General features: G+C 45.2%; 15 protein-coding genes. 6 read left to right on the forward strand and 9 right to left on the reverse strand.

Annotated features, from left to right (window positions below):
• The 4 genes from CA600_RS25390 to CA600_RS25405 all read left to right on the forward strand — a co-directional run.
• A partial coding sequence (locus tag CA600_RS25390) for a DUF6385 domain-containing protein (protein ID WP_256990011.1) occupies positions 1-382 on the forward strand: 382 nt, incomplete at its 5' end.
• Between the two features lie 153 nt (positions 383-535).
• Positions 536-2,581, forward strand: a complete 2,046-nt coding sequence (locus CA600_RS25395) for a glycosyltransferase family 2 protein (protein WP_179281729.1) — start codon at positions 536-538, stop codon at positions 2,579-2,581.
• Positions 2,578-3,999: a tetratricopeptide repeat-containing glycosyltransferase family 2 protein gene (locus tag CA600_RS25400; protein WP_094873924.1), complete on the forward strand. Its 1,422-nt coding sequence runs from the start codon at positions 2,578-2,580 to the stop codon at positions 3,997-3,999. The genes CA600_RS25395 and CA600_RS25400 overlap by 4 nt, the downstream gene beginning before the upstream one ends.
• Before the next feature lie 14 nt (positions 4,000-4,013).
• Positions 4,014-5,963, forward strand: a complete 1,950-nt coding sequence (locus CA600_RS25405; protein WP_094873926.1) for a glycosyltransferase — start codon at positions 4,014-4,016, stop codon at positions 5,961-5,963.
• A 26-nt stretch (positions 5,964-5,989) separates the two neighbouring features.
• Here the strand turns inward: CA600_RS25405 and CA600_RS25410 are convergent, their stop codons facing one another.
• The 8 genes from CA600_RS25410 to CA600_RS25445 all read right to left on the reverse strand — a co-directional run bounded on the left by CA600_RS25410 (position 5,990) and on the right by CA600_RS25445 (position 14,458).
• The gene (locus tag CA600_RS25410; protein ID WP_094873928.1) at positions 5,990-6,721 is read right to left on the reverse strand and encodes a glycosyltransferase; all 732 of its coding nucleotides are present in this window, start codon (positions 6,719-6,721) and stop codon (positions 5,990-5,992) included.
• Positions 6,718-7,920, reverse strand: a complete 1,203-nt coding sequence (locus CA600_RS25415; RefSeq protein WP_094873930.1) for a hypothetical protein — start codon at positions 7,918-7,920, stop codon at positions 6,718-6,720. The genes CA600_RS25410 and CA600_RS25415 overlap by 4 nt, the downstream gene beginning before the upstream one ends.
• A complete protein-coding gene (locus CA600_RS25420) occupies positions 7,917-9,371 on the reverse strand; it encodes a hypothetical protein (protein WP_094873932.1) in 1,455 nt (484 codons plus the stop codon). The genes CA600_RS25415 and CA600_RS25420 overlap by 4 nt, the downstream gene beginning before the upstream one ends.
• 69 nt (positions 9,372-9,440) lie before the next feature.
• Positions 9,441-10,523 (reverse strand): sporulation protein YunB, encoded by a 1,083-nt coding sequence (gene yunB / locus CA600_RS25425; RefSeq protein ID WP_373455851.1) that lies wholly within the window; start codon positions 10,521-10,523, stop codon positions 9,441-9,443.
• Positions 10,524-10,668: 145 nt separating this feature from the next.
• Positions 10,669-11,280 carry a TVP38/TMEM64 family protein gene (locus tag CA600_RS25430; RefSeq protein WP_094873936.1) on the reverse strand — a complete coding sequence of 204 codons (612 nt, stop codon included), beginning with the start codon at positions 11,278-11,280 and terminating at the stop codon, positions 10,669-10,671.
• Positions 11,281-11,544: 264 nt separating this feature from the next.
• On the reverse strand, positions 11,545-12,414 hold the full coding sequence (locus tag CA600_RS25435) for a glycine betaine ABC transporter substrate-binding protein (protein WP_094873938.1): 870 nt from the start codon (positions 12,412-12,414) through the stop codon (positions 11,545-11,547).
• A 14-nt stretch (positions 12,415-12,428) separates the two neighbouring features.
• On the reverse strand, positions 12,429-13,262 hold the full coding sequence (locus CA600_RS25440) for an ABC transporter permease (RefSeq protein ID WP_042191673.1): 834 nt from the start codon (positions 13,260-13,262) through the stop codon (positions 12,429-12,431).
• Positions 13,262-14,458: a quaternary amine ABC transporter ATP-binding protein gene (locus CA600_RS25445; RefSeq protein ID WP_042191675.1), complete on the reverse strand. Its 1,197-nt coding sequence runs from the start codon at positions 14,456-14,458 to the stop codon at positions 13,262-13,264. Before CA600_RS25445 ends, CA600_RS25440 begins: the two co-directional genes overlap by 1 nt.
• A gap of 259 nt (positions 14,459-14,717) precedes the next feature.
• Here CA600_RS25445 and CA600_RS25450 point away from each other — a divergent pair, with 259 nt between their 5' ends.
• A complete protein-coding gene (locus tag CA600_RS25450; RefSeq protein WP_042191677.1) occupies positions 14,718-15,278 on the forward strand; it encodes a GbsR/MarR family transcriptional regulator in 561 nt (186 codons plus the stop codon).
• 61 nt (positions 15,279-15,339) lie between these two features.
• Here CA600_RS25450 and CA600_RS25455 read toward each other — a convergent pair whose 3' ends face one another.
• Positions 15,340-20,235, reverse strand: coding sequence for a carbohydrate binding domain-containing protein (locus CA600_RS25455; protein ID WP_179281730.1), 4,896 nt, complete (start codon positions 20,233-20,235; stop codon positions 15,340-15,342).
• Between the two features lie 307 nt (positions 20,236-20,542).
• Between CA600_RS25455 and CA600_RS25460 the strand changes: the two genes are divergently transcribed.
• A complete protein-coding gene (locus tag CA600_RS25460) occupies positions 20,543-21,559 on the forward strand; it encodes a LacI family DNA-binding transcriptional regulator (RefSeq protein WP_094873942.1) in 1,017 nt (338 codons plus the stop codon).
• Positions 21,560-21,636 lie beyond the last annotated feature (77 nt).

The raw sequence follows: 21,636 nt of genomic DNA on the forward strand, positions 1-21,636 counted from the left end.
CGTACTCGGCGCTACAATTACTGCCGGTACACTAAGTAGTGTGACTTCTATATCCCAACGCAGCTTTATTGAACAGACGACTACAGGCATTGCGACCGCTAATACCTATACCCCTCTACCGGCCGTTACTACGAGCGTGCTGGGAACGTATTCCTTCTTCATTAACAATACTGGGGCAAATCCAGTCAACACACGTGTGGAAATCAGTGCTGATGGAGCGAACTATTTTGTCGATACCACGGGGGATAATCCTTTAGCAGCAGGTTCTATCGATGTCATAGTGCCAGCCAGATTCCTGAAATATACCCGCCTATCCTACCAATCAGCCAATTCAGGCTCTGCATCCACGATCAATGTAAGTTTCAATGCTCAGGGCACGTAATCCAGATGACCATCATATGTTGTAACAAGAAAGAGTACATGGATATCCATGTGCTTTTTCTTTAACTATAAGGACACCGAAGGCGTTTATGCTTGTGTCAGCAGCTATACATATGAGCATCAACCACATAATGCCTTCCAAGGAGGAACAACCGTGAATAATATTACGCTTGGCGTCCACCTCATCGTAAAAGATGAAGCTGATCTCCTGCCTCACTGTCTCGCAAGCGTAGCTGGTGCTGATGAAATTGTGATGATCGATACGGGTTCTACTGACGAATCCATAGCTATTGCCGAAGCACACGGGGCTAGAGTCTTCCAACGGGAATGGACAGACGATTTCGCAGCTGCTCGTAATGAAGGGCTCGTTCATGCCTCAACGAATTGGATTCTTATCCTCGATGCCGATGAGTGCTTACTAACCCCACTTACAGAACTCCGCAGCCTTCTACAGAATACACAAGCTCAGGCTTTTACAGTAAACATTGATAATTGGGTAGGTGTACGACCTGAAGATAAGGTAAAACACAGTGCAGTTCGCTTATTCCGAAATGGACAGGGTTATCAATATAGCGGAAGAATTCATGAGGGAATTGACACTTCAATCCTTAGCAAACATAACCTCTCGGCAATTGAGCACAGTCCACTTGAGATTATACACTTTGGATATTTACCTGAAATCATGACACAAAAAGATAAAATCAATCGAAATAGGCACCTGCTGCTCCTCGCTTTAACCGAATATCCGGACGATCCTTTCCACTCCTATAATTTGGCAGTAAACTACTGTCAGGAAGGTCGTCTTCAGGAAGCTGAGACGTTGCTTCGCCAAGGCCTTCACCATGTAGCACTTGAAGCCTCCTATCGTCCTACGATGATTAGGGATCTTTGCAAAATCTATCATGCGCAAGGAAAAATGAATGCGATTGACCCCTTGCTGATGATTGAACTGGAGCGTTATGGTGACTACCCTGATCTACATTTTTTATTAGGCCAATCTTTAGAGAGCCAAGGACTTTGGGAACGAGCGCTATTAGCTTATCAACATGCAGAGTCCATTCCTGCACATGAGATACTTAGCGGAAAATATGTCTGTGAGCAAGGAATGAGCACCTTTCGCCCCCTATACCGGATGGGTTTAATCTCACAGCGGCTTGGTCTTCTTGAGGATGCTGCAAGATTTTTTCATCGTGCACTTCAACACCATTCTTTATATACGCCCGCCTTGCAGGGAATTGCTGCTGCTTTTCAACGTCTAGCTGTACCCGATGAGGAAATCGCCACTTTACTGATCCAACTTGTTCCCCCAACTACTTCAGTCCGTAGATCCGCGATCATTGACAGTTTATATGAGATAAATGCTTATGAAACCATAACCACCTTATCCCGAGATATTTTTCCATTGGAATTGGATACTGCATATGCAATCATCTCTTCACTCATCATCACCGGCAAATTAGAAGACGCGAGTACAGCTATTGGGCAGATGACCTCACTAGTTTCCCAAGATCACCTTGGTTTAGAGCATCAAAAGCAGTGGTATACCCTCTATGCCATTTGCCAATGGGAGTTATACGGGGAATTCAAGAACGACCTGCTCACGTTTACATCCAACGAACTTCGTTCTGGTCTGGAATACATCGAGCGATGCCAACGACAACAAGAGGAGTCATGTCCATCAGAAATAGAAGCAGATCACTTATATGCACCATTCCTTTCAGACCTCATTGGGTTATCCGTAAAGCTACATCAGCTCACACTTAGTCATACTTTAGTAGACCTGTTCCCTGCTTATCGATCTGAATTTGCCACAGCATTATATAAAGAAGGAGATTGGCAGGCCGCAGGAGAGGAATTTATTGTACTTGTTCGTGATAAGATCGCCGATGCAAACGTGCTTTTTTATATTGGTGAGATGATCTTTGACAAAGGGCATTATTCCGAGGCCAGTGAATGGTTTCAGCAAGCGCTGGAACAAGAGCCTGAGCATGAATCCGCAAGGATCGGCTTATCCCTCTGTTATCTTCAGCAAGCGAAGCTGAGTATGGAAGATGCTCTACAAAATTTAAATGATGCCCATGCTCATGGCCCATTGCAAGAGGATAACAGAGCTATCCTTAAATCCATTACCTTGCTGAATCGTACATCTTGGCACACTCAGTGGAGCTTACGTCAGAGCGAAGGGAGATCTTCCCTATGAACCATTCAAGAAGAAAGCCGCTAATTTCCTTATGCATGATCGTTAAGAACGAAGGAGATAGCTTGAGCCAATGTTTAAAAAGCGTACGGGGAGTCGTCGATGAGATCATTGTAGTCGATACTGGATCCACCGACGCTTCGGTTCAAATTGCCCTAAACTTCGGGGCTAAAATCATACAGCACCCTTGGAGCGGCGACTTTGCTGCTGCCCGCAACGCAGGTCTCCAGCAGGCCCATGGACAATGGATTCTCGTTCTAGATGGAGATGAGGAATTAAGTGAGGAGAGCAAGGGAGAATTACTGCTATGTGCTGAGCATATGGAGTACGAGGCATTTTTCCTACGCATTCATAATCATAAAGGGCTAACCCCCACTTCACAAACGATCACCGTCAATCCGATTATTCGGATGTTTCGTAATCGTCCTAAGTACCGGTTTAGCGGTATCATCCACGAACAGATTGCTGAGGCTATCATAACAGCTACACCCCAGGCACCGATGCATCTGACCACTGTTGTCATCCATCATTATGGTTACGCAGAAGGGGTAGTGATCAAGAAAGATAAAATCAAACGAAATGTCAAGCTGCTGAAAGAACAGCTAAGGTTAAATCCTAAAGATCCTTTTCACCATTTTAATATGGCTGTTGAGTATATGCGTCTTGGGGAGTATCACCCTGCTCTAAATCATATCCAACAATCACTAGAAGAGGCACCGCCTGATACAAGTTACATCCACCTGCTGCACAAATATGAAATTCGCTCGCTTGCAGAATTAAAAGATTACCCTGGGGCGCTTGCAGCTTGTGACCGCGGGATTAGCTCACATCCGGATTACCCAGACTTAGCTCATATCAAAGGAGCCCTACTCTTACAGTTAGGTATATTTGCAGAAGCCAAAGTAGCATTGCTACAAGCGCTGGTCATCGGAGCTGCTCCTCCCGGCTACCATACTGAGGCTGGATTTGGTTCATATTTAACCTATTATATGCTGGGTCAATTATGTGAAGAGATAGGTGATGAGACCGAAGCTATTGCTTGTTACACCAAAACCGCACAGCTTCATCCCGAACCGACTCCCGTCATTACCCGGCTACTACGAGCCCTGAAATGTGCAGGCCGCGAGAGTGAAATTTACGGTTGGTTCCTCGCTCATCTGCCAGACTACACAGTGACTAAGAACAGGATTCTCCTAGAATTATTACAGAGTGAGGGATGTAATGAAGCAGCTGCACAGCTGATAAATGCCACAGAGCAGCCCATTTCTATAGAAGCGGCATTTAATCAAGCATCTGAGCAGGGGCGTTCACAGATTTTGTTAGCGGATCGTCTGCTTGCTTCCTTGTCCTCTTCTGCTACCTATTCTCCAGCAGTCAAAAGAGCACGCCTATCGCTTCCGCTACACAAAGTTTCAGAATAGGAGGGACGTTTCCTATGACTATACCCGAGATCACACTTTGTATGATCGTTAAGAATGAGGCGAACCACTTGGAGAAATGCCTGTCCTCTGTGCAAGGAATCGTATCAGAAATCATCATTGTAGATACCGGGTCTGAGGATAATAGCAGAGACATAGCACTTAAGTTCGGTGCAAAGATCATCGATATGACTTGGGAGAATGATTTCTCGAAAGCACGAAACCTAAGTCTGAAGCATGCAACTTCCCCTTGGATTCTGGTACTTGATGCCGATGAGGCTGTAGATCATTGGAGGAAGGAGCAGCTCCAGCACCTGCTGGACGCAGCGCATATCCATGGATATTGGCTACCCATTATCCACTATACCGGTGACGCCCCTGAAGCGGATTTTGTTACCGATCATGTCTGCCGCCTGTTCAGAAACGATAGAAGAATCATCTTTCGTGGAATCATTCATGAGGAGACGGCCAACAGCATTTGGGAGCTTCCTGCAGGGGAGATTGCTTACGCTGAATTGCGTATTTATCACTATGGTTATTTAGAAGATGAACTGCAGCGCAAAAATAAATATCAGCGCAATTTAGCTCTCATCAATAGTGGTCTGCAGCTTCAACCGAACCATCTAATTCTTCGTTATGCGCTAGGGGTAGAGCATTATCAACAGGAACAATATCATACAGCTGCAGATGTACTTCTTCCATTACTCGCTGATGTTTCAACCCAATCCGGGTATGCCTCCGATATTTATCTAAAGACTGCCTATGCTTTACAACGATGTAACAGGCAGCAGGAATCTGCGGAAGTCTTTCATGCGGGGAGCTTATTGTTTCCCGATTTCACTGATTTATTAGAGGGCTATGCTGCTTTATTACTCGAACAAGGACAGCTAAGCCAAGCTAGACACTTCTTGCAGCAAGCACTGAAGAGTGGGGATACAGCACTTTCATATCCATCTTCTTCGGGAAGTGGAACGTATCGAACAGAACTACTAGCGGGCAGAGTATGCGAGAAGTTATTTCTATATCCAAATGCGCGGAAACACTACGAGGCTGCTATACAGTTTAAACCAGATTATACGGATGCGTGGAAACAGCTTGTCCCACTAAGCCTGCTATCTGGAGAGAGGTTAAGTATGATCGCATTGACCCGCTATCATATCCACACTCTCTCACCAATTACTTTAGGCTATCTCGTGCCCGCGGCGCTCAATGCTCGTGATTTTGAATGGCTGACCACTCTCTCTTTTGCTTCGCAGCTACCGCTAACCGTTCAAACCATTGTGCAGGCTTTCTTTGCTTGTACTCAGCAGCAAGAGGAGGAACACACCCTCGCCCCCCTTGAGCAACTCCTTCATAATCCATCTCTTCTTTCCGAACATTCATCAATACTCGGTTATCTCTGGGCTTTGTCTTGCCGTGCTGGAGATAATGAATCAGCCAAGAAGTGGGTTGTCTCCATATTACCATACAGACCAGGGATCCTAACGATTCATCATATTTTAACAAGTCGTTCTGACATTAAGCCTTCTCTTCCTGATCTGAGCTATGCTACACAATTGCTGCTTCAGGTCGGTGCTTGGGACAGTGTATTAACGCTCTATCGTCATTCAGAGGGATCTTCCTTCCAATGGTGCAAACTGCCGCAGCCCTTATTCTATGGATTGCTTGAGGCTCCTATCCCCGTAAAGAAACAGTGGTGTTCCATCTATCTCAGTCAACCCCCTCATTATAATGCTTCGACGGGCTGCGCCGAATGGCTATTATATGTGGCAATGGCTTGCTCCTGTGGGGAAACTCCAAAGATCGCTTTATCAGATGAAATGGCTGTGCGCAGAAATGGGGGAACTACCGCTGCAGTGGGACTCTCATACTATAAGCTTAAGCTCGCTGCAAAAGCTTCCCCCCATGGAATACCCTCAGGTCATATCCCATGGGGGTTGCTCGTCAGATCTGCCAGTCAGATCTAACCGACTGGCAGATTCGGATTTCAGAGCTATACTTTCCATTCAATCAAATGGGGCTGCTCATCTAGAATGGACTGGTACTGCTCCAGACTCCCCCAGCGCCCCTCTGGATCAAGCTCCATATAACGCGAATATTTAAGTCGAAGCTCTTCCGGGGAAACTGCCCATCCATAATGCTTCACTCGCAGTTCGGCAAGAAAACCCGGCAATACCGAGTAAGAAAGCGGCAGCCTAGGAACATGATGATCCATTTTCGGGAAGAAATAATGAAAATTCGGCAAGTATCGGACAAGTGTACGAGTATGCTTCGTATGGATATTCCAATGTTCATCTTCACGATAATGGGTGGTGCCACCCCAAAAATCAAATAGCCGGAAGGATACCCAGTCATACACATCCTGATCAATCAGCCGTCTCATCTCCCGTTTAGCTGCCTCTTCATAGAACTCATCAGCGTCTATAGACAGGAGCCAATCCGGATTCGTAGACACCGCTAAATCCCATAACAGCTGCCTTAACTCCCACTCACGATTAAACAAGGAGGTCTCCAGTGTCACAAGCTTCGTAACCTTGGCAAAAGAACGACATAACTGTGCCGTATGATCTGTACTTCCATCATCAACAACTACAATATCATCCACAAACTCACTCAGTTCTTCAAGTACCTGCTCCAGATACCTTCCAGCTTCGTTACGAACCTGCATCATAGCGGTCAAGCGGTTACCTGCTGTTTTGCGGAGAGGCCATTTATGACTACTCATCCCTCCACTCTCCTTTTCAATCGTTTTACAGCCTCTTCTAGATCTGCCATCTCTGATAAAAGCGGCCACGCCTGATTGTCTTGCCCTGCCGCATTCAAGAAGCTGCGCATAGCCTCATGTCGTCTGCCATGTAGCAAGTGTATTGTGCCTTCTATAATCCCATCAACATTCCCCTCCAAATCTTGCTGAAGCTCTAGCGCTTTCTCCCATTGGAAGGTCCGAATATAATTCTGAATCAATAACCTCTTCGCCTCTGAGGTGGTGAGCGAACTCAGAATCCGTATTGCCTCAGCTTCATCCTCATTTAAGCGAAACAGCTCTGCCCGGACAAGTTCGTACTGCCCGGAGTGAAGCCAGCCCTGCAGCCTTTCCGCATCCTGCTTCTCCTCAGCTGTAACTGCCGTAATCGTATATTGTTGAACAGCTGTTTCCAAATCTCCAGTCTTACCCTCTATAGCCGAAAAAAAGCGAAAATGTGAATGAAGGCAATCTAAATATTCATACAGCACCATGAGCTCAAAGGATTGCGCCAGATAGCGGTTTGCTACGGAATCCCCCAACAAGTACAGATAGGAAGCTGCCAAGTAATGCACAACAGGTTGACTGGGCAGCTTAGCACACATGGAAATGTAATAGTCCGCCCGCAACTCAAGCTGTATAGTAACCCAATCGGCAGGTGATCTCGCTGAATCCTGACGCAAGTTCGCAATTGCCTTTCTCCACAGCACCTCATAATCCGTAAGAAAATACAGCCGATCTCCCTGAAAGGTAACTCCATAGGATTCTTGCTGATCCCCGGCGAGATAGAGCACATCTTCCCTGCGCAAGCTCTGCTCTAGATATATCCGTTCAGATCGGGTGGCTACAAGGTCAGCCTTTGCGCCAAGCAAACTGCTGTATTTATCCCATAACCACTTCTTTTCTTCTTCCGGACAGCGTTCTAGCAGAGCCACTACATAAGCTGCCTGCAAAGAGAGAACCTCTGAGAGCCAATAAGGAGAAGAGACAAGAATCGTGTATTGCTTCATGTTCAAAGAATAAATATCTGCAGCCGCAACTGCCCTAATCTGATTGTTAGTCTGCTGCTCTCTAGTCATTCGTCCAGCAAAGCAGACCCCTTCCCTATCGGGAAGAAGCTCTAGCAATCTTTTATATTCGTAGTCCTCCCAAGAACCTCCGCTTAGAATTAAATATTTCATGGGTGTGCCTCCTTGGAATCGGACAAATCCCCAATATAGCCTATTACCAGAGAGGCATTAGGGTGCAGCAGCAATTGACGGGAAGTAAACTTCCCATTGCTAATCATCCCAGGTAGGATCCCTCCTTTGTAAGCAACACGTTCAAGAGGTAGAGCGAGCGCTGAATCTCCCCCTGCAAGCAAATGAACCCCAGCTTCTTCCATTTCAGCCGATAAACTTACGATCAGATCTGCGGATCCTTGAGTTATGGCCTTCACTACCCGCTCAACATAACGTTTCTCATATTGGATAGAAGTGGACAAATACAGAATGATCTCGCTCTCATATAATGCAGATGCGTTCTTTAACGCCCGTTGCCATACATCCTCACCATGAACTGTTATCATTACATCATGTTCGCTAACCGGTAACTCAAGTGTAGCGTCCACCAAAGTATCTCTAATCCAAATCCAGCGAATATACTTGTAGCTCTGCTGCTCCCGTACAGCTACCCATCGCTCCTTCAGCTCATCACAATCCCAAGCTTCATCACAATAAACTATGGCCGTTACCAACGGAGATGCTAAGGGAATCCTGCCCAATGGTATAACCGGCTGTGGAAATTTTAAGGACTCAGTATAGGGTACTAAAAGTCCTTCGTTCTCTATCCCGCTTTCAAGTGCCCATTTCTTGTAGTAAGTCTGCCAGCCGTCCGTTTGTTTGGATTCGTCCTTCGTTCTAAGGTATTTATCCAGTGACTGAATAGCATGAACATACACAGCTTCACTCAGTGCCAGTTTCACTCCAACCTGACGCGCCCTAAGACACCAGTCAGCTATCATGAGATGCCGTGCTTGAAGCGAGGTGTCAAAGCCGCCAATTCGCTGAACCAATTCCTTAGAGAATAAAAGACAAGATCCGGTTAGCACTTCCACCTCGTGCCATTCGCCTTGATACCGCCCAAGGCTGTAGCTTACATGCTCCGTTAATTCATGATGAGTACCAAAGTGAAGCCGTTTCTTCCCTTCACCCTTTTCGGTAGAAGAACGCGGAGCAATGACTCTTACGGATGCATCATCAACGGATGCCCACATTAACTCGCTTAACCAGCCAGGCGATACCATAATCGAATCTTCAAGCAGAACAGCAAAGGTGGTCTCGATATGGGCCAGAGCTAGGTTGGGCATATACTCCTCCTTCTCATAAGGTAGGAAGAGCACTGGTTCCTCCGGCGAGAACTGTCCTGCTAATACCTCCATGGGGAAGTCGGGAGACATTGAAACAGCAATAATGCGCACAGCCACTCCCGAGTGAAGCAGCAGCAGGGGTAAACAGACCGTAGCACATTCCATACGGCTAAGCTCAACTACAATAGAAATCCCATCTTCACTAGGCAAGGGTAGAAGTCCGGCACGTTCAAGGAAACCGTATCTCCCTGCCAAGCGTTCCATATTCATCGATTCATGTGACATTAGGACTCACGCTCCATTTGTTTAAAGCAACTCTACCTATAGTCTATGAGCGGTTAAGCATGATATCCCTTAATTTCCTCCATTTACGCCTTTGCCGCCTTCTTCTGTATGAGCTGCGCCTGTATTTGAAGAATTGGGTGCAGCTGGCGATGAATTGCTATCCTCTTTGCTATTCCCAGTAGTATCCTTGCTCTGATCTGATACTCCATTTTTATCTCCACTTACAGACGGTGCAGGAATAGCAATTCCTGGAGCACTGCTGCCATTAGCACCGACAGGCTGACCCTGATTATCGTAGTAATACATTGGCACGTCTCCGACGACCATCAGATATGACACTGGAATTTCCGTATCCACTACCTGGGGTTCCATGTCAAAAGGAATAACCACCGCTACCTCCGTAACAATATGGATATAGACCTCAACTAAAATCATATTGATTCCGGCATTTTGCTGGCGAGTGCTGAGTTCAACCTTAACAGCACCTTGCGGTTCAATCTTGATCGGAATATCAGGCCCATAAGAGGCGATGAGAGGACTACCTAGTGCCTGACCGAGCGGAATATATTCTGTCTGATTATGCAAATCCTGCAACGTGGTCTGGATTACCTCTGCTGCTTGTGAAGTAATACGCATATGCTCCGCATAGTTCAACATAAAGCCTGATATTTTCCCGTTCTTATCGGTCTTCCAATCAATCAGTTCCTCTGCATTTCCTCCGTTCGCAACTTGTGAAGTAATCGCTTTATTTATCGACTCAGTTGCGATTTGCTTCACACGAATTTGCGCTAAATGCAAAATAGGTGGCTTCATGTGCAGCTCCACGTATCGCAGTGCCTGTAGCACAAGCACAATCAATACTAAGGATGCAATCAGCCAAAATTTACGCCGGCTTCTTGGCTTACGCGTGTTTCCACCGGTAACGTTCATCTTTCTTTCTGCCCTACTCGATGAGCTCATATGACTTCTACTTCGCTTAGCTTCAAAGCGTGCACTCTGTGGTCTAGCCGCTGCCCTACTAGGTTTTGACTTGAACGCGGAGCTTCTTCCAGAGAACCTCGGCGTCCCGCCCCCATTTATTTTTGGCAGCCGAAACTGACCTAGATCAGGTAATCTTAGCCCTCGGTTCCCCCATTTTCTTAATCTCCCCATTGCGATAGTCCCTCCCGCCTTACGTAGAGGTCAAGCCACCTCCACTTAGTTTAAGGTATTCGCAAAGAAGACAAAAAAGAAGAACGTTCCCTCCGGCAGATAATGCCAAAGAAACGTTCTTCATTCATTTGATGATTAATTAGTATTAGTGCATTCTACTCCGTTTATCTTCCTGCAAATGGTCCCAGTGCCGCCGTATAAAGATCCCGATTAGAATAGCGATAAACACGGCATACCAAGTAATATATCCATTCCATTCTTCCCTAGGGACGATTAAGCTTGAGCCGATCGTACCGAATAGCCAAATGTAAGACAGATTCCCAAGCACGGTCCCCCAAACAAAGGATGAGGCTTTTATCGGTGAAACAGCGGACATAAAGTTGATTACATTGTTCGGAATAATAGGAATCGTACGTAGAAGTACCAACGTCCAGATTCCATATCGATCCAAGTAACGCTGCCATTTGTCATACCTTTTCAGCTTGGACCTCCATTTTCGATCAAACCAATTGTAAAGGTAACGTCGAATGAGGAAGTACATCAGTATTCCACCCAGATTACAAGCGAGCCAACTGATTATCATACCTCCAATAACGTTAAATACAGACACATGGAGTACAATCAAAATTACGAACGGAAAAAATCCTAATATACTCTGCAATAGCGCCAATGGAATCGTCACAAATAAAATAGAGGGTCCACTAAGGCCAAGCGTTTGCAGCAGCCAATCTATCCAGGTATTTATGGTCTCTGTCATGAAGCAGTCTCCTCTCTTGACTCCTTGCAGCAGCTGCCTCCTGATTTACTTCGCTAAAGCATAAGTGTGAGCATTAAAATATAAGCAAAGTATAGATATCCCTTTTATTACTTTGCTTATATTCTCAAGAAAAACACCCCTTCCGGGGTGTTTTATTGAATGAGTTTGCTTATGAAGTGCATTTGTAAAGAACAGTGGTTAGCGTACAAGTTACACTTTTGTAATCCATTGATTCTTCACATCATACCACAGAATTCTATCTACTTACAATTCTACACCTTGAATCCACGCATTCACTTTATCGGGGTTGTTTTCTACCCAAGTTTTAGCAGCTTCTTCTGGTGATTTCCCACCTTGAACCTCAACCATTACTTTCGCCATATCTTCTGCTGTCCACTCAAATTGATCCAAGAACTTATAGACATTCGGCATGTCTTCTTTCAGACCTTGACGAACCATCGTATGGATTTGCTCATCCGCACCATATACACCTTTTGGATCTTCCAGATATTTCAGATCCATATTGGCGAACATCCAGTGTGGTGTCCAACCCGTAACAACGATAGGCTCGTTGTTGTCATAGGCTTTTTGCAGCTCTTGAGCCATCGCTGCTGATGAACTTTCAAGAAGGGTATAATCAGTAAGGCCATATTCAGCTATAGCCTTTTCTGTTGTTGTCATAATACCAGCACCCGGCTCAATCCCGATAATTCGATTGTTCAATTTACCAGCTAGGTCACTGTTTTTCAAATCTTCAATAGAATTAATATCCATGTACGCAGGAACCGCTAAACCAACCTTGGTTCCGTTCAGATTTGGACCCAAATCTTCCATTTTCGCACCATACTTTTCTAAATAAGCAGCATGCGTGCTTGGCAGCCAGGCTGCAACCATTCCATCTGCACTACCGTCAGCAACTCCTGCCCACATTGGACCTGCATCTACCTGCAGCATTTCAACAGTAGCTCCAAGCTTAGTTTCAAGTACTTCCTTTACTACATAAGTACTCGCAATTTCCGAATCCCATGCTACATAAGCCAGTTTTACTTTCTCGTTGCTTGAGGATGAACATCCAGCAATCACAGTAATCATCATAATCACTAACAGGAATAACCCTATATTTTTTTTCTTCATTCTATTTTAAACCCCTATCTCTGTTTTGGTTTTAGTGCGTTCTGCGTTAAACGGTCGAGTAGAATAGCTATAATAACAATAGCGATCCCCGCCTCGAACCCATCTCCTGTCTTAGCCTGCGATACCGCACGGTATACATAGGCTCCTACACCTTGCGCACCAATCATAGATGAGATGACAACCATCGAGAGTGATAACATAATCGTCTGATTGACGCCTGCCATAATCGTTGGCAGTGCGATCGGCAGCTGCAATTTAACCAGCTTCTGAGTTGGTGTTGAACCAAAAGCATCGGCTGCTTCCACTAACTCCTCTGAAACTTGACGAATACCGAGATTGGTCAAACGAATTGTCGGTGGAATCGCAAAGATGATCGATGCAATTACACCTGGAACTACACCAAGTGAGAAAAAAGATACCGCTGGCAATAAATACACAAATGCCGGCATCGTCTGCATAAAATCCAAAATAGGCGTAACTGTATTTCTAACCGCATTTCTCTGCGCACACAAAATGCCAATCGGTACGCCGATTACCACAGCCAGTATCGAGGCAGTTAGAACAAGGGCTAAAGATTGCATCGAAGGTCCCCATAATCCGAGATTATCGATTAAGAGCAGTCCGATTACCGCAAATAAAGCCATGCGCCATTTCCCAATCCAATAAGATAAAGCTGCAATAAGTACGATAAGCACTAATGCAGGCAGGAAGGTCAGCGCACCTTCAATTGCAGAAACCATCCCACCGATTATCGTAGCGATAAAGTCAAACAAGGGGCCACAATACGTAGTTAGCCAGTTTTCCAACCACTCGAGGGCCTTTCCTAAAGGCAGTTTTGGAATGTCCATTAAGATCCTTCTCCTTCCGGTACCGCGTTACCCGCGAGTGCGGAAAGAACGGCTCCCTTAATCACAATACCCTTTAATTTATCCGCTTCATCTACGACGGCTACAGGCAAATGTGTCTCAGATATTAGTTCAAAAAAATCATTGAGCAGCGTTTCTGGATATACACGAGGGATCTCCCGCCGTGTAACCTCTAGGATGGATTTATTATCCTTTAGTGCCTGTGCTGCGTCCTCAGCTGTAATAACACCCAAGAGCTTGTTTTCTTTGTCTACCACATATAGGCTGAATATACCGCTGTCGCGCATCAGTTGAAGTGCTACACGTGGTCCGCGCTCAGGTCTAACCGTTTCCGGTTGCCGCATCACATGAGCTGCAGTTAGCACCTTGGACAAGTCCACATCCTCCACGAACCGCTCTACATATTTATTGGCAGGTTGAATGAGAATCTCCTCCGGTGTACCAATCTGCACGATAACACCGTCTTTCATCAGTGCAATCCGATCACCAATCCGCAGGGCTTCGTCTAGATCATGAGTGATGAACACAATCGTCTTCTTCACTCTGGACTGCAATTCCAGCAGCTCCTGCTGCATGTCTTTACGGATCAGCGGATCCAGTGCACTAAAGGCTTCGTCCATGAGCAGGATATCAGGGTCATTAGCAAGTCCTCTTGCTAATCCTACACGCTGCTGCATCCCTCCGCTGAGTTGATCCGGTCGATGATTCTCCCAGCCCTTTAAACCAACGAGATGCAATGCTTCCATGGCCCGTTCAGTTCTCTTCTTTTTATCCACGCCCTGAACCTCAAGTCCGTATTCCGCATTCTCCAATACCGTCCGGTGTGGAAACAATGCGAACTTCTGGAACACCATGCCGATGTTCTTGCGCCGAAATTGCCGAAGCTCCTCCGGATTCATTTTAACGACGTCTTTTCCTTTAAAAAGGACTTGTCCCCCTGTAGGCTCAATCAAACGGTTCAACAAACGAACCAACGTTGACTTACCGCTGCCGGACAATCCCATAATGACGAATATTTCTCCTTCTTCAATGCTGAATTCGGCTTTGTTGACTCCGACCGTCAACTTTAATTCCTGAGCGATCTTTTCCTTCGACCACCCTTGCTCTAATAATGGAATCGCCTTTCCCGCATCATGACCGAATACTTTGGTTAGCTTTTTCACCTCTATAATAGCCATGCCGTCCTCCTTCTCCCGAAAATATATCCGGGTTTAGTTCACTTATAGTAGTGTACCGGACTATTGAAAATTCATGCAAACACCATATACGGATAAAATTTAGTGTACAGTTTTAACTTTACGTACTTTATGTATAGAATACTCTGTTTTACACCAAATTCCTTTCTTCATGATTTCTTTACTTATGGAGGGGGATTTGATTACAATACATTGTATAAGGTTGCAGCAGTCTATCGACCTATTCCTCAGGAGGGACATCATGAACGATTTAGAAGGGTTAACACCCGAACAAATAGAGAAGATTAGTAAGGCCCGTGAACGCGTGATAGACTCTATCGGTAAAAATATGGATCTATACGGCATCACTTTATCCATTGGGCATTTATACGGTTATATGTATTTCAATCAAGGTCCAGTGACATTGGACGAACTTAGCAAAACAATGGGAATGAGCAAAACGTCCATGAGTACGGGAGTCCGTACCCTCCTAGATCTGAAAATGATCGATAAAGTTTGGGGGAGAGGGACTCGCAAAGACCTGTTCACCACTGTACCTGACTGGCATCAGAACTTCAGTGATTACTTCTCTATTAAATGGAGAAAAGCCGTCGAAGGAAATATGATTTCACTAGCGAAATCACTTGCAGAAATTAACGATATGAAAAAAGAGTATAGTGACGATAGTAAACTTATGCAGCTCTTAAATACAGATGAAGAGAAGATTACCGAATCCATTAATTACTACCGCTGGTTGCTAAAATTAATAGAATCTTTTGAGAATGGTAAGATCTTCGAATTTATCCCTAAAGAAGAATCTTAATTCCAAGCCAAAAAAAACGACAGTGCTCCTGTAAAAAGGAAAACACTGCCGTTTTTTTCGTTTAACTTTCGATTAAGCTTACATCATCCAAATAAATCGTGCTGCCCGCACCAATTTCACTATTCGTCTCCGTACTGTTCCCATCAATAAGCCCTAGTAAAAATACCAGATGAACCCCTGCGTCTGTCGCACCGTTCATGGTAAATGTGTAGCTGAATTCTTTCATGTTCTGGGTCAAGGCTATAAGCTCAGCCTCCATATATTTGGTGTAGTCCCCGCCTTTATGCTCCACAGCTACCTGAATATTACGGTTTACCGTAGAACGGGCCTTAAACTTCAAGGTGTACGTCTTTCCCTGAATAAGCTTCAGGTTTTCGTAATCCACTTGTGCGCTGTAGGCAGCTTGCCCTGTGCCCGTCAGGTCTATCGCAAATTCGCCATCTTTTACAGCAGCAGATCCGGTTCCATCAAAATACTGGCTCCACCCTTTTGAATCCACATCAAAGGTTCCATTATCCAGCGTGCCGCTTGGGGGTGTCACTGGCGGACCACCTTGTACTTCCCGGACCACAATATCGTCAAAAGAAATCGTATGTGGCGTACTGTTAGCCGTAGGATCAGTGCCCTGCGATTTGCCAATCAGATAATTCAGCTTCAGCGGATTGCTGTTAGACACCGTAAATTGTGCGCCATACGTTGCCCAATCGGCAGTAATATCAAACTTTGCTTGAGCGGAAGCTGCAGAAGTATTGGAGTATTCCAGGATGATTTGCCGAGGAACCGTTGATTTTGCCTTAAAACTCACCTCATACGTTTTTCCGCCTTCCAGCGGGATACCCTCTTGGTAAAATTGTGTATGCCATGCCTCCCATCCTGCCGACGTAATCAAGATTTCTGCCACGCCATCCTTCACATCAAATGCCGAAACACCACCTTCTCCAGACCATGTAGACCAACCCGTCTTATCGCTACCAAACGAACCATTGATGACCAGATTGTTATCATTAGCAAGCATTGTCTGAAGCACATATCCGTTTGCGTAATGGTCAGCTTCTACTGTGATGGTATAGTTGCCCTCGGATGGAAATACTGCTGCATCGATTGTGATTTTCCCAGGTTCAATGGTGTATTGTTCAGTTTCAAGTGTTGTACCATTAACCTTCACTGCAACAATTTTCTTTCTCCAATCCTCATGGTCTATGAAGGTTAGCTCAATCGGCTGCGAAACTCTGTTGTTTGAACTATCGCTTATCAATTCCTGAGGTTTTGCTGGTGCATTTTTAATTTCAAATTTCACATTATCGATAATAATATCATGGCTTTGAGGAATACTATTTCCCTCAACCTTTCCAAGCAGGAATTTAAGAGACAGTGTATCTTTACTGCCTTGACGGAATTCGAATTTGTAATGAGTTGTTGCTGGTGTGAGCTCTACAATATTTGTAAATGAAGCCTGATAAGATGCATTTTCAACATTCACTCCGATTTTCCGGGCTATGGTTGAACTGGCATCAAACTCTAGCACATAATCTATTCCGCTTGCAGCTTTCAAGTTATTTTGAAACAACATCACGGAATAGGGCTGACTACCCGTATTCGTAATGTTAAACTTTGCTGTTCCATCTGTAGCAGTAGCAGTGCTCTGTCCGCCCTGCTCCGTCAACAGCCGATCCCAGGCAAGAAATTCAGCGTTGAATTCACCATTCACCAGCGGATAGTAAACAAGTGATGGATCATAATAAAAGCTCGTGCGCAGCAACTTGAAGTTATCCAAGATGACGGTATCCGCAGCACCATTCAGAATTAATATGAACTGTCCCTCATGATCCGTTGCACCTGCAAGGTTGGTGAAGACTGCTTTTATTTCTTGTTCACCTTGGGCTAAGTTAACCGATTGCTGCGCATGTACGCTGCCGTCTTTTCCAAGAAGCTGAACTGTGGCTGTACGTGCAGAGGATACTGCAGCATTAAAGGCAAGTTCATAGTCTTGGCCTTGTATAAGCTGAATTCCCTTCTGAAGCAATCGGACTTCGCCACTTTCGCTGCCGCCAATTTTCACATTCAGCTTGCCTTTGTCATCTACTTTAGCCGCAGCCGTTGCACCTTTGGCTGTTTCTACGTGCCAATAGCTCATCCGATTCGGCTCACCAAGATCGAAAGTGCCATTGTACAGATGATTACCGCTACCGAGCGGTGTCTTTATTCCGTCATGGTCAAAAGGAATACGATCTACCTCTTCCAGACGGACATTTCCGAGCCAGACTGGTGAAGCATTAGTACCCATGTTGAACTCTATCCGTGTTGCAATATCAGAGTTTTCTTTCATTTGAAACATCGTTTCGTAATGGGTCATCTCGGAAGTCAGCTCTGCCTTAAGCGCTGGAGAATAAGCGGCAAAGCCCCGTGATTCTCCCCCCGTTAGTTTAACGCTAATATTACGTGATACGTCTGTTTTCGCATCGAAGCTGAGCTTATAGAATCTGCCTTTAGCAACGGATACGATCGCTTGAGGTTGAACGGAATACACATTGCCTCCAGCATTACTGATATTTACCTTTACGAAGTTGTGCCCCCCAATCGGCACAGTGGATACTGTAGCATCGGCTCCTGGTTCTTTAAACAAAACCCAATGTGAAGTATTCGGTATTCCCATTCCATTATCTCCCGGAACCTGCTCCGTGAAGTTGTTGTTATAGACAAGATTGCCATCAGGAAGTGCAAGCTTTGAGCCTTCTAAGTAAGCTTCCTTCTCCAGCGTTACGGGTATCGGCTCACGATACTCACGGCCTGTCAGTTCATAGACTCTGACATAATCAACCTGCATTGACTTTGGAAACACAGTCTCAGGTGTTGGGTCGCCATCGAAGTTGCCGCCAACAGCCAGATTTAACAGCAGGTGGAACTCTTGATTGAATGGTGCTGGATAAGCATTATTCGCAGGCTGGCCATTGCTGATGCTGTACCAGTCATTTTTGGTCAAGAACAGCTCACCATCTACATACCAGCGAATTTCTCCCGGTTCCCACTCAATGGAGTACGTATGGAATTGTTCTATCGTGGAACCTTCCGGGAACACATACTCTTTACCAGAGTACACATTGTTAGGCCACTCGCCGCCGTAATGAATAGTACCCGCTACCGTATTAGGACGGCTGCCCCAGCCCTCCATAATATCAAGCTCACCAGAGGAAGCCCAATTTCCGTACTCGTAGTTCTCGGGCAGCATCCAGATCGCCGGCCAGTACCCTTTTCCGGTAGGTGCTTTAGCTCGAATCTCGAATTTCCCATATTTCTTGCTGAACAGACCTTTTGTCTTAAGTCGCGCAGAAGTGTACTCCTTGCCACTTACTGCTTCTTTATGCGCCGTAATCACTAAATTACCATCTTGTACCTTTGCGTTCTTCTCATCACTTGTATACCATTGCTTCTCGTTGTTACCCCAACCTGGATTGTTAAATTGCGAACCATCTCCAAGGTCATAGGTCCATTTCGTAGGATCAATGGTCCCTTCATTGAATTCATCTCCCCAAACCAGCGTCCACGGATCATTGGTTGGTGTTGGACCTACATTACCAGAATTGCTTGGAGCAGAAGTTGCTACTGGTAATGTCGTTTTCCCAGTGTTTCCTTTTTGTACTGGTGAGCCGCCAATCGTTACTCCATCGGCTTTGTTATCTATTGAGGTTACGCTTCCGCTGCCTTGAATCACTGTGCCTCCGGCACTTGCAGTCAGGATTAACGCAGACACATATGCATTATTCTCCAGAGTCAATTGAGTTGGGCTGCCCACCGTAAGACTGGCAATAGTTCCTGAGATTGTTAGCAAAGAGCCGCTGACTACTGAGTCTGCCGAGCGAACCGCTCCAAATATCCCTCGAAGTGAGATATTATGAGGAACGACGTTCATCTCAATATCCCCAAAGCCTGCTCCCGTAAGATCGCTGCTCTCTTCCAAGATAGCCCCGGATTGCAGCTGCACAGTATCCACAGTTGTTGAACCGCTGGCATAAATTCGAACCTTGCCGTTAGGTTTGGCTACTTGAAGCGGCCCAATAGAAGCATTGTGTAAGCCAATACTTTGCTCACCGCCACCTCGTACAAACGTAGTCCCTGTTACCTTAACACCTTCAAGCTTCGCATTCCCTTCGGCAATCCCCTCCGTTAAATAAAGATTGCCTTGGATGACAGTATCTTTAAGAACCACATCGGCATGATTAATGATTACATTGCCCTTTACTGTTCCAAGCGAAGTCTCTCCAGATTTTAAGATGAGTCCCGAAACCATTCGATCAGCAAGCTGAGCAAGCTCTGCACGTGTAATTCCGCCCTCAGGCTTAAACAAACCTCCAGGATAACCTTTAATAAAGCCAGCACTCGATAGGGCTGCTATCGCTTTCGCAGTTTCATCACTGATTCCGTTCAAATCAGTGAATCCTGCTGTGCTACTTTTGTCCGTATTGAAACGAAACACTTTCTCCAAGGATAACGCCGCCTCAGCACGCGAGAGTGCATGGGAAGGATAAATATTGTTATTCTTATCACTGCTCAAATATCCAGCTGCAATCCCTTTGGCAATATCACTCTTATACCAGTCTGTAGCCAGCACATCCGCTGGAAGCTTATCCGATTGCTCCTGATAATTAAATATACGATTCATAATTGCCGCGAACTCTGCCTTTGTGACTTCCTTGCCCGGTTGAAACGATCCGTCGTCATATCCACTTATAATCCCATTTGCGCTCCAACGCTGTAATGGACCTGCAGCCCAATGGCTTGGAGATACATCCGTAAACGCTTTCAATACATCGATTGTTTCATTTTCCACTTTCGTTACCGCTGAATCAGGTGAGTTTCCCTTTAATGGCTCTGCCGCTGAAGCATTCATGCTCCCAACCGGTGATAGCAGCCCGGTGACAAGGAGCATAGCAGCTATTGCTGCCGTGAAATTCCTCTTCATCCTAAACATCACTCCTCGAATTTCGTAATATTCGTAATTCAAGCGAAGAATCGAAATCGGTTTCGACAATGTTATTGTTGCTTAGATTTCCATATTTGTAAAGATATAATTTTGAGTTTTTTTACATTATTTTTTTCGGAATATATCTCAGGATTAAAATATCCGTTTGACTTGTTTCGGCAATAAGAATAGACTTAAAATAACTGTTTTACTCTTCACTCCATTCAAAAAAACTCATAAATAACCGCTCTACCACAGTCTTTCCCCCATATTCCAACTATTAAGCGGAGGGTGGCTTATATTACATATGAATATCAAAATGATTGCCGAAATGGCAGGCGTTTCTGTCTCGACCGTTTCGAAAATTATGAATAATTACAGCGATGTTTCGGAAAAGACCAAGAAAAGAGTCCTGGAGATCATCGAGCAAACTGGATATTCACCATCCAACTCCGCCAAGACACTTGCAACCAAAAAATCAAATCTGATCGGTGTGATTTTTGCAGGTGAGCTTAATGTAGAATTTACGCACCCTTTTTTCGTCGAGGTATTAAATTCCTTCAAGAAACAAATGGGTGTACTGGGATACGATCTCATCTTCTTTTCAAACGAAAAATTTATTAGCAGCGGAGATTACTTCGCGCGCGCTGTTCATTTTAATGTGGATGGCTGTGTCATTATATCTGGACAGAAGATGGAGCCAACGATCCACGATCTGGACATGAGCAGTATCCCTTGTATCGGGGTAGATCTCGAACTAAAAGGGAAGAAGTCAGGCTTTGTTATGTCAGATAACTTCCAAATATCCTCTAAGGTCGTGGAGCATTTTTACCTCCTTGGTTATAGGGAGCTTGGTTTTATAGGAAGTGCTGCGGATTCAGAAATATCCAATCTACGGGAAGCAGGATATACCAAAGCTATCGAAAGTTTCGGTCTCCCTTTGAACCGGCGTTGGTTTGTACATGGCGACGATTTCTTTGAGTCCAGCGGATATACGGCTATGCAACAATTAATTCAAAGCGGCAGTTTACCAAAGGCCATTTTTGCTGCCTCTGATTTGCTGGCTTTAGGAGCCATCCGTGCATTAAAAGAACATGACCTCCGTGTCCCTGAGGATATCGCCATCATCGGCTGCGATGACATCGAAGCCTGCAAATATACTACACCAAGACTGTCTACCATCCGTCAGAACAAACAACGACTTGGCATCCTCGCTGCCCATATGCTCTATGACTTGATTAACAATCAGTCAGGTGGCGGTTCTTTTGTTGTGGAGCCAGTACTTGTTGTGCGCGAGTCCTGCGGAAGCCAATTGAAATCTTAGGGTATAACACGAATAAATCCCCTCAAGGTTTACAACGCCTCAGACCTCGATAAGAGGTCTAAGGCATTGTCTAACTT

Origin of the sequence: Paenibacillus sp. VTT E-133280, from assembly GCF_002264385.1 — a bacterium.
Lineage (GTDB): Bacteria > Bacillota > Bacilli > Paenibacillales > Paenibacillaceae > Paenibacillus_AQ > Paenibacillus_AQ nitricinens.

Excerpts from the sequence above, each read along its gene's own strand:
- CA600_RS25400 (WP_094873924.1), top strand. The coding sequence starts at position 2,578 with ATGAACCATTCAAGAAGAAAGCCGCTAATTTCCTTATGCATGATCGTT.
- CA600_RS25405 (WP_094873926.1), top strand. The coding sequence starts at position 4,014 with ATGACTATACCCGAGATCACACTTTGTATGATCGTTAAGAATGAGGCG.
- CA600_RS25410 (WP_094873928.1), bottom strand. The coding sequence starts at position 6,721 with ATGAGTAGTCATAAATGGCCTCTCCGCAAAACAGCAGGTAACCGCTTG.
- CA600_RS25415 (WP_094873930.1), bottom strand. The coding sequence starts at position 7,920 with ATGAAATATTTAATTCTAAGCGGAGGTTCTTGGGAGGACTACGAATAT.
- CA600_RS25420 (WP_094873932.1), bottom strand. The coding sequence starts at position 9,371 with ATGTCACATGAATCGATGAATATGGAACGCTTGGCAGGGAGATACGGT.
- yunB (WP_373455851.1), bottom strand. The coding sequence starts at position 10,523 with ATGGGGAGATTAAGAAAATGGGGGAACCGAGGGCTAAGATTACCTGAT.
- CA600_RS25430 (WP_094873936.1), bottom strand. The coding sequence starts at position 11,280 with ATGACAGAGACCATAAATACCTGGATAGATTGGCTGCTGCAAACGCTT.
- CA600_RS25435 (WP_094873938.1), bottom strand. The coding sequence starts at position 12,414 with ATGAAGAAAAAAAATATAGGGTTATTCCTGTTAGTGATTATGATGATT.
- CA600_RS25440 (WP_042191673.1), bottom strand. The coding sequence starts at position 13,262 with ATGGACATTCCAAAACTGCCTTTAGGAAAGGCCCTCGAGTGGTTGGAA.
- CA600_RS25445 (WP_042191675.1), bottom strand. The coding sequence starts at position 14,458 with ATGGCTATTATAGAGGTGAAAAAGCTAACCAAAGTATTCGGTCATGAT.
- CA600_RS25450 (WP_042191677.1), top strand. The coding sequence starts at position 14,718 with ATGAACGATTTAGAAGGGTTAACACCCGAACAAATAGAGAAGATTAGT.
- CA600_RS25455 (WP_179281730.1), bottom strand. The coding sequence starts at position 20,235 with ATGAAGAGGAATTTCACGGCAGCAATAGCTGCTATGCTCCTTGTCACC.
- CA600_RS25460 (WP_094873942.1), top strand. The coding sequence starts at position 20,543 with ATGAATATCAAAATGATTGCCGAAATGGCAGGCGTTTCTGTCTCGACC.